Annotated in this window: 13 protein-coding genes and 1 tRNA gene; 7 read left to right on the plus strand and 7 right to left on the minus strand. The window is 72.1% G+C overall.

Features of this window, described 5'->3' with window-relative positions; all coding sequences use genetic code 11:
- Positions 1 to 77: 77 nt before the first annotated feature.
- Positions 78 to 764 carry a histidine phosphatase family protein gene (locus AVL59_RS34950; protein WP_067312756.1) on the minus strand — a complete coding sequence of 229 codons (687 nt, stop codon included), beginning with the start codon at positions 762 to 764 and terminating at the stop codon, positions 78 to 80.
- 103 nt (positions 765 to 867) lie between these two features.
- On the opposite strand from AVL59_RS34950, the gene corA reads away from it, so the two are divergent.
- On the plus strand, positions 868 to 1,863 hold the full coding sequence (gene corA / locus AVL59_RS34955) for a magnesium/cobalt transporter CorA (RefSeq protein ID WP_067318109.1): 996 nt from the start codon (positions 868 to 870) through the stop codon (positions 1,861 to 1,863).
- Positions 1,864 to 1,870: 7 nt separating this feature from the next.
- Here corA and AVL59_RS34960 read toward each other — a convergent pair whose 3' ends face one another.
- A complete protein-coding gene (locus tag AVL59_RS34960) occupies positions 1,871 to 2,659 on the minus strand; it encodes a hypothetical protein (protein ID WP_067312758.1) in 789 nt (262 codons plus the stop codon).
- Between the two features lie 225 nt (positions 2,660 to 2,884).
- Positions 2,885 to 3,940, minus strand: coding sequence for an LLM class F420-dependent oxidoreductase (locus AVL59_RS34965; protein ID WP_067312759.1), 1,056 nt, complete (start codon positions 3,938 to 3,940; stop codon positions 2,885 to 2,887).
- Positions 3,941 to 4,113: 173 nt separating this feature from the next.
- Between AVL59_RS34965 and AVL59_RS34970 the strand changes: the two genes are divergently transcribed.
- Positions 4,114 to 5,097, plus strand: coding sequence for an aldo/keto reductase (locus AVL59_RS34970; protein WP_067312761.1), 984 nt, complete (start codon positions 4,114 to 4,116; stop codon positions 5,095 to 5,097).
- Complete coding sequence (locus tag AVL59_RS34975; protein WP_067312763.1) at positions 5,094 to 7,283, plus strand: helix-hairpin-helix domain-containing protein; 2,190 nt, start codon at positions 5,094 to 5,096, stop codon at positions 7,281 to 7,283. The genes AVL59_RS34970 and AVL59_RS34975 overlap by 4 nt, the downstream gene beginning before the upstream one ends.
- A gap of 98 nt (positions 7,284 to 7,381) precedes the next feature.
- On the opposite strand, the gene AVL59_RS34980 is transcribed toward AVL59_RS34975, so the two are convergent.
- Positions 7,382 to 8,086: a hypothetical protein gene (locus tag AVL59_RS34980; RefSeq protein WP_067312764.1), complete on the minus strand. Its 705-nt coding sequence runs from the start codon at positions 8,084 to 8,086 to the stop codon at positions 7,382 to 7,384.
- A 47-nt stretch (positions 8,087 to 8,133) separates the two neighbouring features.
- Here AVL59_RS34980 and AVL59_RS34985 point away from each other — a divergent pair, with 47 nt between their 5' ends.
- Entirely contained in the window at positions 8,134 to 8,322 is a 189-nt protein-coding gene (locus tag AVL59_RS34985) for a DUF5703 family protein (RefSeq protein ID WP_014671721.1), read from the plus strand.
- Between the two features lie 75 nt (positions 8,323 to 8,397).
- On the opposite strand, the gene AVL59_RS34990 is transcribed toward AVL59_RS34985, so the two are convergent.
- The 3 genes from AVL59_RS34990 to AVL59_RS35000 all read right to left on the minus strand — a co-directional run bounded on the left by AVL59_RS34990 (position 8,398) and on the right by AVL59_RS35000 (position 11,109).
- Positions 8,398 to 9,261, minus strand: a complete 864-nt coding sequence (locus tag AVL59_RS34990) for a chaplin family protein (protein WP_067312766.1) — start codon at positions 9,259 to 9,261, stop codon at positions 8,398 to 8,400.
- Positions 9,262 to 9,404: 143 nt separating this feature from the next.
- Complete coding sequence (gene chpH, locus AVL59_RS34995; protein ID WP_067312768.1) at positions 9,405 to 9,638, minus strand: chaplin ChpH; 234 nt, start codon at positions 9,636 to 9,638, stop codon at positions 9,405 to 9,407.
- Positions 9,639 to 9,783: 145 nt separating this feature from the next.
- A complete protein-coding gene (locus AVL59_RS35000; RefSeq protein ID WP_067312770.1) occupies positions 9,784 to 11,109 on the minus strand; it encodes a M20/M25/M40 family metallo-hydrolase in 1,326 nt (441 codons plus the stop codon).
- A gap of 199 nt (positions 11,110 to 11,308) precedes the next feature.
- Between AVL59_RS35000 and AVL59_RS35005 the strand changes: the two genes are divergently transcribed.
- The 3 genes from AVL59_RS35005 to AVL59_RS35015 all read left to right on the plus strand — a co-directional run bounded on the left by AVL59_RS35005 (position 11,309) and on the right by AVL59_RS35015 (position 14,873).
- A tRNA-Leu gene (locus tag AVL59_RS35005) sits at positions 11,309 to 11,396 on the plus strand.
- A 74-nt stretch (positions 11,397 to 11,470) separates the two neighbouring features.
- Positions 11,471 to 13,600 (plus strand): AAA family ATPase, encoded by a 2,130-nt coding sequence (locus AVL59_RS35010; RefSeq protein WP_067312772.1) that lies wholly within the window; start codon positions 11,471 to 11,473, stop codon positions 13,598 to 13,600.
- Positions 13,584 to 14,873 (plus strand): 5-methylcytosine restriction system specificity protein McrC, encoded by a 1,290-nt coding sequence (locus tag AVL59_RS35015; protein WP_067312773.1) that lies wholly within the window; start codon positions 13,584 to 13,586, stop codon positions 14,871 to 14,873. Before AVL59_RS35010 ends, AVL59_RS35015 begins: the two co-directional genes overlap by 17 nt.
- Positions 14,874 to 14,980: the final 107 nt, after the last annotated feature.

Below are 14,980 nucleotides of genomic sequence, written 5' to 3' on the forward strand. Positions count from 1 at the left end.
GATTCGAGAGTTACTGCGGGTGCGGGCCGTACGGGAAGGCGCCTGTGCGGATCGCTTCACCCTACTGCGCCCGACGATCACGGTGCGCCCGCACCGCCCCCGACCGGTGCGTCTTCCCCCGGAGGTTCCTCGCGCGGGGCAAGGGAGGCGAAATCGCCGGTGTCGCCGAGGCGAACGAGAAACGGCCTGAGGCGGGTGTAGCGGATCGCGGTGACGGAACACGGTTCCACGGAGATCCGCTGGAACAGGTCGAGGTGGAGTCCGAGGGCGTCCGCGACGAGCGACTTGATGATGTCGCCGTGCGAGCACATGAGGTAGACGGCGTCGGCGCCGTGGTCGCGCTCCACGCGCGCGTTCCACTCGCGTACGGCCTCGGCGGCGCGGGTCTGCATGGCCCGCAGGGACTCGCCGCCCGGGAAGGCGGCGGCCGACGGGTGCGCCTGGACGACCTCCATCAGCGGCTCGTCCATCAGCTCGGCGAGCTTGCGGCCGGACCAGTCGCCGTAGTGGCACTCCCCGATCCGTTCCTCGGTGTGGGCGCGCAGCCCGGGCCGGGCGTCGAGCAGCGGCCGTACCGTCTCCTGGCAGCGCTGCAGAGGGCTGACGACGACCTCGGAGATCGGCAGTCCCTGGAGCCGTGCGGGCAGCGCGGCGGCCTGCGCGGCCCCGCGCTCGTCCAGGGCGACGCCTGGCGTCCACCCGGCGAGCACGCCCGAGGTGTTGGCGGTCGACCGTCCGTGCCTGAGGAGGATCAGCGTGGGCATGCCGCCCAGGGTAAGCGCATCCCCGTCTCCGGGACGCAGGCGTCCCGGAGGCAAAAGACGACACGGCATGCGGGGGCGGGCGGACGAGGGGAGAATGCGCTCCGTGATCGTGGACTGCGCCATCTACACCCACGGGCACCGCACCGAGGGCCCGGAGGACCTGTCCGACGCGCTGGACGAGGCGCGGGCGGCGGGCGGGTTCGTGTGGATCGGACTGTACGAGCCCTCGGAGCGGGAGTTCGATCTGGTCACCGAGGAGTTCGGGCTGCATCCGCTGGCGGTCGAGGACGCCCTCAAGGCCCATCAGCGGCCCAAGCTGGAGGTCTACGCCGACTCGCTGTTCATGGTCCTCAAGCCGGTGGTGTACGAGCCGAAGGGCGACACGGTCTCGGCGGGCGAGGTCATGGTCTTCGTCGGCGACGCCTTCGTGGTGACCGTCCGGCACGGCGAGGGTTCGCCGCTCGCCGCCGTGCGGCACCGGCTGGAGGAGGAGCCGGAGATGCTCGGCAAGGGGCCCACGGCCGTGCTGTACGCGATCTCCGACGCGACCGTCGACCACTACCTGGAGGTGGCCACGGAACTGCAGACGGACCTGGAGGAGCTGGAGGCGGAGGTGTTCTCGCCGGGCGGCGGCGGCTCGCGCAACACCGCGTCCCGGATCTACACCTTCAAGCGGCAGATCCTGGAGTTCCGGAGGGCCACCGTGCCGCTCGCGCTGCCGCTGACCCGGCTGGCAGGGACGGGCCAGTTCGGTGGCGGGCTGCCGTTCGTGGACGACAAGGCGCGGCCCTTCTTCCGGGACGTGAACGACCATCTCGCGCGCGTGAACGAGTCCGTGGAGGGCCTGGACCGGCTGGTGTCGGACATCCTGTCGGCGCATCTGGCGCAGATGAGCGTGCGGCAGAACGACGACATGCGGAAGATCTCCGCGTGGGCGGCCATGGCGGCCGTCCCCACGATGATCGCGGGTGTCTACGGCATGAACTTCGACCACATGCCCGAGCTGCACTGGCTGTGGGCCTACCCGGTGGTGATCGTGCTGATGGCTTCCCTGGAGGTGCTGCTGTACCGCCAGTTCAAGCGGCGCGGCTGGCTGTGAGGGCCGCTCAGGCGAACTCGGGAGCGGCGGTGGCGGGCCCGCCGAGGGCGTCGCGGTGCTCGGGCATGCGCAGGGTCACCATGCGGCGCCAGCCGCCGAGGCGTTCGTAGGCGTACACGGCGTGGATGCCGGCCGTGAGGGCGACGGACTTCGGCTTCGGCCAGCCGAGGATGCGGCCCATGCGGGCCATGACGGCGAGGCTGACGTCCCGGTAGACGCGGATCTCGGCGAGCGCGCACGCGCGCAGGGTGCGCTGGATCAGCCGGCCGTGCCCGGCGGCGGCGAAGCGCAGCAGTTCCTCGTGGGTGTAGGCGAGGTGGTTGTCCTCGTCGTGGGCGATCATGCGGACGGCCTTGCCGACCTCGGGATGGTCGGCGAAGCAGGCGCGGAGCATCACCATCTGGTCGACGGCGCGCTGTTCGGTGACCCTGCTGTGCGAGAGGTAGACGATGATGTCGCGCACGGCGAGCGGCTCGTCGCGCCGGAGCCTGTCGTGGGCGAGGCCGATGCCGTGCCGCTCCAGGAGCATCGTGTAGTCGGTCCCGGGCGGGACGGGGACGGGTGCGAGGCCGCGCTTCTTCATGAGGGCGTCGAAGATGCGTCCGTGCTTGTCCTCGTCGGCTCCGTGGCGGGCGATCTTGGGGGCGAGGGCGCGTTCGTCCGGCGGTACCAGCGCGGCGATCCGCCCGTTCTCCCAGCCGCCCTGGGCCTCTCCGCCGGCGGCGATGGAGCAGAAGAGCCGGAAGGACTCGTCGTCGTCGAGGATCTCCTGGAACACACTCTTGGCCGACAGCATGGAAGACCCCTCTCTGCGCAGTCCACTCCCTGCACATTCCGCAGGATTCCACAAAGAACGAGTCAAATGCGGACAGATGGGAGTCGCAACAGCAGTGCGCACCGGCTCGGCCGACCGGAGGAACCCCAGGGTCGTAACCGAGCGGCGCCCGGCGCGTTGTTTCCCGTGACGGCCGTGGCGGGGAAGACCCCCGAGCCCCCACCACGGCCGCTGGAATCTCCCGCTCTAGCCGAGCCCGGCGCGCTCCAGGGCCTCGCTGCCGGCCCGGAGCGAGGCGAGCCGCTCGTCGAGGGTGAAGCCGGCGGGGGCCAGCGAGAGGGTGGTGACCCCGGCCGCGGCGTAGGCCCGCATCCGGTCGGCGATGCGCTCCACCGAGCCGAGCAGCGTGGTCTTGTCGATGAGGTCCTGCGGGATGGCGGCCGCGGCGCCCTGCTTGTCCCCGGACAGGTACATCTCCTGGATCTCGGCGGCCTGCTTCTCGTATCCCATGCGGCGGGCGAGCTGGTTGTAGAAGTTCTGCTTGGCGCTGCCCATGCCGCCCACGTACAGGGCGGTGTAGGGGCGGAAGGTGTCGGCGAGCCGGGAGACGTCCTTGTCGTCGCCGACGGCGAGCGGCAGGGTCGGGCAGATGTCGAACCCGTCGAGGGTCTTGCCGGCCTTCTCCCGCCCGGCGCGCAGGTGGCCGACGGTGGTCTCCTCCAGGTGCTCGGCGGACGGGAAGATCACCAGCGCCCCGTCGGCGATCTCACCGGTCTGCTCCAGGTTCTTCGGCCCGATGGCGGCGATGTAGAGCGGAATGTGCTCGCGCTGCGGGTGCACGGTCAGCTTGATCGGCTTGCCCGGGCCGCCGGGCAGCGGAAGCGTCCAGTGCTCGCCCTCGTAGGACAGGCGCTCGCGCGTCATCGCCTTGCGTACGATCTCCACGTACTCGCGCGTGCGCGACAGCGGCTTGTCGAACTTGACGCCGTACCAGCCCTCGGAGACCTGCGGGCCGGAGACGCCGAGTCCGAGCCGGAAGCGGCCCTTGGAGAGCGAGTCCAGGGTCGCCGCCGTCATGGCGGTCATCGCCGGCTGCCGCGCCGGGATCTGGAAGATGGCCGATCCGACGTCGATGCGCTCGGTCTGCGCGGCGACCCAGCTGAGCACCGTGGCGGCGTCGGAGCCGTACGCCTCCGCCGCCCAGCACACCGAGTAGCCCAGTCGCTCGGCCTCCTGTGCCACGGCCAGATTGTCCGCGTCCATTCCGGCACCCCAGTAGCCGAGGTTGATCCCGAGCTGCATGGCCGATTCCCCTTACCCGTGAGTAACGTCCGTTGGCGGGAGACCTTAGCGCGGCGTCGGGGCCCGCGGGCAGTACACGCCTCGGACGAGGGGCTGCTCATCCGGTCGATCATGGTGAACGGAGTTGTCCACAGGCAACCACGTCACCAGTTCTGGCCAGTAATCTCGCGCACATGGAGCAGAGGCATCTCGGCCGCACAGGCCTGCGCGTGTCCCGGATCGGACTCGGCACCCTCACCTGGGGCCGGGACACCGACGAGCACGACGCCGCGGACATGCTGAAGGCGTTCTGGGAGGCCGGCGGAAACCTCGTCGACACCGCGGACGTGTACGGCGACGGTGAGGCCGAGTATCTGCTCGGACGGCTCATAGAGGGCCTGGTGCCACGCCGGGATCTGGTCATCTCCACCAAGGCGGGCAGCGTCCCCGACCCCGACCGCCGGTTCGACGGCTCGCGCGGCCATCTGCTCGCCGCCCTCGACGCCTCCCTGGCCCGCCTCGGCACCGACTACGTCGACGTGTGGCACATCCACGCCTTCGACCCCGAGACCCCGCTGGAGGAGACGCTCCAGGCCCTCGACCTGGCCGTGAGCAGCGGACGCGCGCGGTACGCCGGGGTCTCCAACTTCTGTGGCTGGCAGCTGGCCAAGGCGGCCACCTGGCAGCTCGCCGCGCCGGGCACCCGCACCAGGCTGGCCTGCACACAGCTGGAGTACTCCCTGCTGCAGCGCGGCGTGGAGCGTGAGGTGCTGCCCGCCGCTCTCGACCTGGGCGTCGGCCTGCTGCCCTCCTCCCCGCTGGGCCGCGGTGTGCTGACCGGCAAGTACCGGCACACCACTCCCCCGGACTCGCGCGGCGCCTCCGAGCACCTCGCGCCGTTCGTCGAGCCGTACCTGGACGACACGGCGACCCGCATCGTCGACGCCGTGACGACGGCCGCGGACGGGCTCGCGGTCACCCCGCTCCAGGTGGCCCTCGCCTGGGTCCGGGACCGGCCGGGCGTGGCCGCCCCGATCGTCGGCGCGCGCAACGCGCACCAGCTCACGGCGGCATTGTCAGTGGAGGCCCTTAGTCTTCCTGACGAGATCTGCCGGGCGCTCGACGATGTGTCGGCGCCCGTGCACCGCTATCCCGATCACGACTGGAGCACGCTGTGAGCACGGAGCCGGAGACCACGCAGGAAGCCGGGCCGGAGGTCCCGGAGGTCCCGGAGGCCGAGGGGCAGGAGACGGCGCCCGAGGACGGCCGCGCGGCACAGGGCGGCGAGCCCGGCGGCGACGCCGAAGGCGCCGAGGGTGCCGAGGGCGAAGGCGCGTCGCGGTTGTCCGAGGCGGAGGCCGAGCTGGCCGCGCAGCGGGTCGAGCGGGAGCGGATCGAGCGGCGCAAGGCCGAGCGGCAGGCGCCGATCGACAGCGGCGCCGGGCTGAGCGGCAAGGCGGCCGACCTGCTCGCCGCGGTCCGGGCGGTGGAGAGCGGCGAGAAGCCGGCCGCCACGGTCTTCGCCGGGCCCGCGCCCGCCCCGCGCCGCCCCGCCCCCGAGCCCGTACGCCGGCCGCAGCCCGCCCCGGCCGCCACCGCGCCCGGCGCCCCCGCCCCGGAGGTGGTCGAGGCCGTCCGCCGCGTGCTGGACGAGGGCGGCGCACCCGAGACCCTGGCGCCTCAGACCGCGGCGGCCCTCGGCGAGGGCGCCGACACCGTGCTCCGCGAGGACCCCTGGCAGTTGCTGCGGGTCACCGGCGTACGGCCGGAGCAGGCCGACGGGTTCGCGCGGACGCTGCTGGGCGAGGCGTGCGGTCCGGACGACGAGCGGCGCGCCCGCGCGGTGACCGGCTGGCTGCTGGAGCAGGCGGCGCTCGCCGGGCACACCGCGCTGGAACTGCCGGCGCTCATCGCGGCGCTGGCCCAGCGGGGCGTGCCCGACCCGGACGCGGCCGTGCAGAGCGCGCTCGCGGAGGGCGAGGCGCTGGCCTTCCAGGACGCCCTGGAGGAGCCGGGTGCTCCGGCACCCCGGGACGGCGACGGCGAGCGGGACGACGAGGCCGAGGAGCCGGAGCGTCCGGTGCGCGTCCTCGTCGGCCTGGAGCGGTACGCCCTCGCCGAGGAGAGCCTCGCCGACGGCCTGGCCCGCCTGGTCAACTCCCTGGCGAAGGAGGCCGCCGAGCCGTGGGAGACGGCCGCGGCCGGGGCGCCCGGCGGTGCCGCCGAGCTGGCCCGCGCTCTCGCGGGGCACGGACTGGTGCTGCACACCGGCGGCGAGGCGGCCCGCGCCGAACCGGCCGCGCTGCTCGGTGCCGCCCGGGCCGCGGGCCTGCGCGCGTTCGCCGTCTGCCACAGCGGCGACGGACGCGGTCGCCTCACCGCGCTGCTGGGCGAGGACGCCGAAGAGGGGGCCGTGGGCACGGTGGCCGGTCTGCTCTCCGGCGCCGAGGGGCCCGGCCGGGACGCGGACGGCGCCCTGGACCTCGATCTGCTGATCGTGCTGGACGCACCCCAGCTCGACGTGGAGAGCGCCGCGATGCTGGTGGAGTCGCTGCCGGACGGGGCGCGGCTGGTCCTGAGCGGCGATCCCGCGGTGCTGTGGTCGGCCGGGCCCGGGCGGGTCTTCGCCGATCTGCTCGCGGCCCGCGCCTGCCCGCAGATCGCCTCCCGCCTCCCGGACCCCGGCCCGCTCGGCGAGCTGGTCTCGGGCATCGGCATCGGCGAGCTGAACCAGGTGGAGGCACCCGGCAAGGAGATCGTCATCGTGCCGGTGCGGGACGCGGCCGAGGCGGTGCACCGGACCGTGCAGCTGGTCGCGGACTCGGTGCCGCGGGCGATCGGGGTGCCGCCCGAGCAGACCGTGGTGATCACCCCGGGCCACGGCGGTGCCGCGGGCACCCGTGCGCTCAACACCGCCCTGAAGGGACGCCTCAACCCCGGCCCCGGCCGCTTCGGCGGCTTCGACCCCGGCGACCGTATCGCCTACTCCCCCGCACCGGGCCGTACGGTGCCCGGCCGGGTGGTGAACGCCGACGCCGACGGGCTGCACCTGGAGTGTGCGGGCGCCGCCGTCGTCGTACCGCGGGAGCGGGTGGAGCAGTGCGTACGGCACGGCTGGGCGCTGACCGCGCACCAGGCGCTGGGCAGCCGCTGGCCGGCCGCGGTGGTGGTACTCCCCGGGGACGCCGCCCAGACACTCAGCAGGCCGTGGGTGTACACGGCGTTCAGCCGGGCGGAGCGCCACCTGTCGGTCGTGCACGGTGTGGAACAGGCCCTGCCGAAGGCGGTGGCGGAGATCCCGCCCAAGCCCCGTACGACCCGCCTGCAGACGCTGCTGCGCACCCAGGTCGCATCGGCGGGCTGATCCGCTCGTTCCACCCGCCACGACGGCGATCAGCCGTGACGGCGGAATCCGGCGGTGCCGCACGAGCCCGAGGCTTGTGCGGCACCGCCGGACGCGGCTCATCTCTCGGCGTCCAACGGCTCCAGATCGTCGTCCTCGTCCAGCTCGTCGTCGGCCTCCTCGGCCACGTCGTCGTCCTCGTCGTCCGCGTCGTCCTCGTCGTCGAACACCGCGCTGACGTCGAACCGGCAGACCACCCGCTGCGGGTCGATCTGCTCGAACGGGGCCTCCAGCCACTCACCGGGCTCGGCCGGCTCGTCCGCGGCGGTGACCCAGAGCGTGGAGTCGCCCTCCTCCAGGCCGAACTCCTTGTGCCGGGATGCGATCTCGTCCGGTTCGAACTCGCCGAACAGGATGCCCAGCGCTCCGTGGACCGTGCCGGCGGCATCCTCGCCCGGGCCGCCGTCCTCGTACTCCACCGCCTCGACCCGCTGGGCCTGCGCCAGCAGCCGCTGAGGCTCCGCCACGGCGTAGTCGCGGCGGATCAGGACGCTGATCGCGTTGGGCTCCTCGGGGCCCGCGTACGGCGGCAGCGAGTCCTCCGCGCCGGGGATCTCGAAGGGCGTGACCTCGTCGTAGCGGTCGTAGAGCAGTTCGTCGTACGCCTCGGCGGCCGCGGCCAGCTCGTTGAACGCCTCGTAGACGGCCGGGTCGTCCTCCCCTGACCTGCGTTCGACCGCCGCCAGGTGGCGGTCGAGCGCGGCCTTGATCGCCTCGGCGGCGGCACGTACCTCGGCAGCGGTGGGCTGCGCAGCATCAGACATAGTGCAGACGCTATCCGTACCGGGCACCAGCCCGCACAATAGATGCGATGCCGGAATACGAATTTGTCGACGTGTATGTACCGCGCGGGGTGTCCCGCAAGGAGGCCACACGTCTACTGACGGACCATGCCGAGTACGGACACTGGGAGTTGGACCGACTGAGCCTGCTGCGCGACGGCAGCCGCAGGGTGCGGTTGCGCCGACGGATCATCCGTCAGGTGCGGGCCACGTGGTGAGGCGGTACGCCTGAACGGAGCGGGCCCCGCCATGGCGGCGGGGCCCGCTCCGTTTCCTGTTCCTACAGCCGGTCGCTACATCGAGGCCCGGGCCTTGCGGTACAGCACCGCACCCGCGAGCAGCGTGCCCGCTCCCGCCGGCAGCGCGATGCCCAGCGGCAGGTCACTGCCGGTGTGGGCGAGCTGGGCGGGGCCCGAAGGCAGGCCGGAGCGGCCGCCCTGCTGCTGGGCATGAGACGGGCCGTGAGGCGTGTGTCCCCCCTTGCCGGGCGGAGTGCCCGGGTGACCCGGCGTTCCCGGGTGGCCCGGTGTACCCGGGTGCCCCGGCTGACCGGGGTGACCCGGCTGACCAGGATGTCCCGGCTGACCGGGGTGGCCCGGCTGTCCGGGGTGACCTGGCTGGCCGGGGTGGCCCGGCTGGCCCGGATGCCCCGGGTTGCCGGGGTTCCCGGGCGGGTTCTCGTGTCCGCCGCCCGGCGGACGGCTGTCGTGACCGCCGCCGTTGGAGCAGTCGTTGTCGGTGGTGGCGTTGCCGACGCCGATCACGTTCACGCTGTTGCCGCACGCGTTCACCGGAGCGTCGATCGGCACCTGGACGGTGTTGCCTGAGCCGACGCCGGGCGAATCGCTCGTGCGGCCGCCCGCGTGCGAGCCGCCGGAGCCGCCCTGGCCGCCGTGCCCGGCCGAACCGCCCCCGTCGTGGTTGGCGCACCTGTTGCCCACCGACGGGTTGAGGATCCCGACGACGTTCACGGTGTTGCCGCAGACGTTCACCGGAGCGTGCACCGGCACCTGCACCGTGTTGCCGGACAGTACGCCGGGCGAGCCGATCGCGGAACCGATCGCGCCCGAGTCGGCCTGGGCGTAGCCGCTCGCGGCGGCGATCACACCGGTGGCCGCCGCCACCGTCATCAGGCCCTTGCGGGTGCCCTGTCGCATTTCTGGATTTCCCCTGCCTTCGGTTCTCTTTGCGTTCCGCGAAAGGGAGTTCCGCGGAAAAAGACCGGTCGGCCTCGGAGCGCATGGCGCGCGCTCCTGGGCCGACGGTTCGAAAAGACGCCCCCCCCCTCAGGGAGTCGACGTCACTTGTTGAAGCAGACGTTGCCGAAGGCGGGGTTCAGGATCCCGACCACGCTGATCGTGTTGCCGCAGACGTTCACCGGGACGTGCACGGGCGCCTGGACGACATTGCCCGAAAGGACACCCGGGGAGTGCAGGGCGGCACCCTGGGCACCGGAGTCGGCGGCGGCCATGCCCGCGCCGGCGAGAACCAGACCACCGGTGGCAACAGCGGCAGCGACGATCTTCTTGATCATTATTCCTCCTTGTTGACAATGCGATCCCGTGTTGCAGATCGCATTACCTGTAACGAGGAGGAAGTAATGGAGCTACGAGCTTATGGTCGCATTCACTCTTCTCAGTCGATCTCGTACGGGCGCCCGATTACCTGGGCCCAGAGCGTCACGACGCGTCGATGAACCGGTCGAGCACCCGCACACCGAACTTCAGCCCGTCCACCGGCACCCGCTCGTCCACACCGTGGAACATGCCGGCGAAGTCCAGCTCCGGGGGCAGCTTGAGCGGCACGAAGCCGAAGCCGCGGATGCCGAGGTCGTCGAAGGACTTGGCGTCGGTCCCGGCGGAGAGCGTGAAGGGGATGGCCTTGGCGGTCGGGTCCTCGGCCAGCAGCGAGGACTGCATGGCCTCGACGAGCGCCCCGTCGAAGGTGGTCTCGATCGCCTTGTCGGCGTGCACGTCCTCGCGGCGGATGTTGGGCCCGAGCAGCCGGTCGAGGTCGGCGAGGAACTCCTCCTCGTGGCCCGGCAGGAACCGTCCGTCGATGTGTGCGGTGGCCTCGCCGGGGATGACGTTGACCTTGTAACCGGCGTTCAGCTGGGTGGGGTTGGCGGTGTTGGACAGGGACGCACCGATCAGCTTCGCGATCCCGCCGAGCTTGGCCAGGGTGGCCTCCATGTCCTCCGGGTCCAGCTCGGTGCCGAGCGCGTCGCCCAGTTCGTCGAGGAAGGCCCGGGTGGTCTTGGTGACCCGCACCGGGAACCTGTGCCGCCCGACCCGGGCCACGGCCTCCGACAGCTCGGTGATGGCGTTGTCCCGGTGGATCATCGACCCGTGTCCGGCGGTGCCGGCCACGGTCAGCTTCATCCAGTGCATGCCCTTCTGGGCTGTCTCGATCAGGTACAGCCGCCGCTGCTCGTTCACCGTGAACGAGAACCCGCCCACCTCGCTGATCGCCTCGGTGACGCCCTCGAACAGGTCGGGGTGGTGGTCGACCAGGTGCCGGGCGCCGTAGGTGCCTCCCGCCTCCTCGTCGGCGAGGAAGGCGACGACGATGTCCCGGGGCGGCCGCCGCCCGCTGCGCAGCCGGTCCCGCACGACCGCGAGGGTCATGGCGTCCATGTCCTTCATGTCGACGGCCCCGCGGCCCCACACACAGCCGTCGGCGATCTCGCCGGAGAAGGGGTGGTGGGTCCAGTCGTCCGCGTTGGCCGGTACGACGTCCAGGTGGCCGTGGATCAGGAGGGCGGGGCGGGACGGGTCCTCGCCCTCGATGCGGGCCACCGTGGAGGCGCGGCCCGGGTGCGACTCGAAGATCTTCGGTTCCAGCCCGACCTCGGCGAGCTTCTCCGCGACGTACTCGGCGGCCTTGCGTTCGCCCGGGCCGGAGTGGTCGCCGTAGTTGCTGGTGTCGAACCGGATCAGCTCGCGGCAGAGGTCCACGACCTCGTCCTCACCGGTGACGCCCTTGGCCGTGTCCGTCTCGCTCACGCTGCTTCCTCCCACTGTCACTGCTGGTGGTCTTCCTTCATCCTCTCTCCGGTCCGGCCCGGGCCCAAGGCCGGTCCCGGCCCGTCACACGCCGTTCACGCGGACCGGGCCGCGGGGACGGGGTGTGATCGGCCATCTCCGAAAGCCTGGTAATGTTTCCTCTGTCGCCGCGAGGGAAACCCCGCACGACAGACACCTTGTCCGGGTGGCGGAATGGCAGACGCGCTAGCTTGAGGTGCTAGTGCCCTTTATCGGGCGTGGGGGTTCAAGTCCCCCCTCGGACACCAGAGAAGGCCCCTGCTCAGCAGGGGCCTTCGGCTTTTCCCCCCACGGCTGCGCCGCCAGGGTGGATCATGGGCCGGTGGCGGACGAGAAGAGTGTGGAAGCGGCGGCCGAGGGCTTCGACCGTACGGCGTCGGCGGACGTACTGACGCGTGCCGAGCGGGACCGGCAGAAGGTCGTGGAGAGGTTCCCTCTCGAGGAATGGTCCGGTCTCCCCTTGCGCCGGTACGCGCTCGGCACGGACGACTTCGACCCCGACGGACGGGGCGGCCCCCCGTTCTGCCGGCTGATGGAATACGGGACGGACGCGCTCGGCAGCATGCGCGGCGGCAGCGCGGCGAAGCACATCATCTACCGGAGCAGGCGCAGCGGTGAGTGGCGGCTGCCTGCCCCGCTGCAGAGGGCGAACCCCGAAGAGGCCTGGGAGCTGGTGCGTGGGCAGTTCCTCGCCGCGTTCACCGCCGTGCGGGTCAGGGAATTCCGGGCCATCGACGACATGAACCTGCTGTCCTTCGGGCAGGCGCTGGTCACGAAGTCCCTGGCCACCTACTTCCCGGACGACTTCCTGCCCATCTACTCGGCCGCCCACATCAGGCACTTCACGGATCTGCTCGGCGGCACCGGGCATCAGGCCTACGGGAACGTCCGTTCCTGGCAGGCCAACCAGGACCTGCTCGCACTCGTCCGCCGCAGGCCGGAGTTCGACGGATGGCACCCCCTGGAGGTCATGCGCTTCCTGTACGGCGAGTTCTCGCCGAAGCCCCGGCACCGCGGCACCTGGAAGATCGCCCCCGGGCAGGGCGCCCGGCTGTGGGAGGAGTGCCGGGCGGGAAGGCACATCCGGGTCGGCTGGGACGAGGTCGGCGATCTCGGTGACTACGAGAGCGACACGGAGCTCAAGCAGGCGCTGGACGCCGTCTGGCCGCGGTCGACGGGCGGGAATCTGCGGCTCGCGCGGCAGCTGCTGACGTACCGCGACCTCGAACCCGGCGACCGCGTCGTCGCCAACCGGGGCAAGTCGGAGGTGCTCGCGCTCGGCGAGGTCACCGGCGGCTACACCTACGACGACTCGTACGCGGAGTTCCGGCACAAGGTTCCCGTGGCCTGGGACGAGAGCTACGCCCAGGTCTTCCCGTCGCCCGAGAACGCCTGGCAGCCCACGTTCGCGAAGGTCCCCGACAAGCTTCTGCGGCGCATCAGGGAAGGACGCGCGGCCCTGGCCGCGCTGCCGGTGCCGGTACCGGAGGAGTTTCCCGCAGCGGTGCAGGACGTGCTCGACGCGCTGAAGCACAAGGGGCAGGTGATCCTGTTCGGTCCGCCCGGCACGGGTAAGACGAGGCTGGCGCTGAGTGCCGCGCTGGCGCTGGCCGGGCGGGCGGACGCCATCGACGCGCCGCCCGCCGAACGCGCGGCCGCCGTGGCGGGGCTGCTTCCCGCCCCGGGTGCCTCCGAGGTGACCGGCGTTTCCCTGGTCACCTTCCATCCGTCGTACGGCTACGAGGACTTCGTCGAGGGATACAAGCCCGATACGGCCTCGGACCAGGCCGGGCTGAACCTCAAGTGGCGCGAGGGGATCTTCCTGCGGATCTGCGCGGCGGCCGAGAAGGCGCCCGAGAAGACGTTCCTCCTGATCATCGACGAGATCAACCGGGGCGACCTGCCGCGGGTCCTCGGCGAGCTCGTCACACTGCTGGAGCTCGACAAGCGGGCGATCCCGGTGACCCTGCCCATCAGCGGGCGGCAGGTCGGCATTCCGCCCAACGTCCGGATCATCGGCACGATGAACACCGCGGACCGCAGCGTCGGCCACCTGGACGCGGCCGTCCGGCGGCGCTTCGCGTTCCTGGACGTGCCGCCGGATCTGGACTCCGTCGAGGGCTCCGTGGGCGCGCTCGACCTCGCGGCGTTCCTCGCCGGGCTGAATACGAGGCTGGTCCGCGAGTTCGGTCCCGACCATCAGATCGGTCAGGCGTTCCTGCTGCGCGAAGACCGGCCCGTCAGCACGGAGGAGGAGCTCAGCGCCGTCTTCTACCACGACATCGTGCCGCAGATCGAGGACCACGGCATGGGCCGGCCCGAGCCGTTGCGGGCCGTTCTGGGCGACCTCGTCGACCCGGAGTCCGGCCGTATCGCCCGGATGGCGGCGCAGGACCTCCCCAACAAGCTCGCGGCCGAGTTCACGGAGCCGGACGATGCCGTCGAGCGGTGAGCGCCGCCCGGGGCTCAGGGACGTCCTGCTGGAGGAACACAAGTCCGTTCTTCTGGAGCCCGGCGACCTCACCGAGGCCGATCTGCGCGTCCTCACCGCGCTCCTCGACAAGGACCGGCTCCGGCTGCAGCGGACACCGGCCGGCTGGAAGCTGAGGGCGAAGTCCACGGTCGGGGTCCTCAGGCTGGAGCGCGTGCGTCTGGTCGTCGCTCCGAAGATGGCCATCTCCGGTGCCCGGCTGATGTCCTGGCTCTGCTACGCGAGCGACACCCGGCTGCCGCTCGACGGCCCGGCCCCCAGGAAGTGGCTGACGGGCACGGCCGGTTACGCCGCCGTCGTCCCGCACGCCCTGCTCGCCGAGTGCCGGGCGCTGCTCGACGAGGGGCTGCGGCGTGACTACGTACGGACCGAGCAGGTGCGGCCGGTGCTGCGCGGGCAGCTGGACCTGCGGGCACAGCTGACGCACCGGTACGGCGCCGTCGACCGGTTGCACGTGCGGAACTTCGAACGGCGCGTGGACATCTGGGAGAACCTGATCTGCGGTGCCGCGCTGCGCGCGGCGATACCGCTGGCCGCCGACGCGAACCTGGCCCTGGCCCTGCGGGACCTGGCCGCACGCTTCCCCCGGCCACAGCTGCCGGCGACGGCCCCGCGCCTGCTGGCCCGCGCCCGCTACACCCGGCTCAACTCCCGTTACCGGCCTGCCCACACCTGGGCCGGGCTGGTCCTGGGCGGCGGCGGGGTCACCGATCTGCTGCACGACCGCGGCCTGCCCGCGGGGAGCCTGCTGCTGCGGACGGACCGGCTCTGGGAGGTGGTCGTGCGGCGGATGGCCGCGCGGGCGGCGCGGGAGTTCGGCGGGCGGCACGTGGAGGTCGCCGAGGTCCCCGCGATCAGGACGAGCGACGAGGCCGGCCCGTACCCGCAGCCCTTCCGGCCCGACGCCCTCGTGCGGTTCGAGGATCCGCGGACGCGCTTCCTGCCCGTCGACGCCAAGTACATCGGGTACGACGGGAGGCGGCTCAGCGCCGAGAACCGGCATCAGCTCCTCACGTACATCGCCGGATACACGACAGCGGACGCCCCGCTCGCCGCCCTCGTCCACCCCAGCCCGCAGGGCGCCACGAGCCGGACCGTGCGCATCGACGGACCGGGCGGGCGGCATCTGGGGACGATCAGGGTCCTGGGCATCGACACCCGGCTGGCCCCCGACCAGGCGGCACAGCCGCTGCGGGAGCTCGTCGCGGAGTTCGCGGCGGGCGGCGGCAGCTGACCGGATGCGCGAACTGCCCCTGGATGTCCGGGCCTTGGCGGTGTGTGGGGCATCTCTCGCCCCGTTCGAGAACCAGCAGGTCAGCGGGCTCGGGTCGGCCATTCGGC

Origin of the sequence: Streptomyces griseochromogenes (assembly GCF_001542625.1) — a bacterium.
Lineage (GTDB): Bacteria > Actinomycetota > Actinomycetes > Streptomycetales > Streptomycetaceae > Streptomyces > Streptomyces griseochromogenes.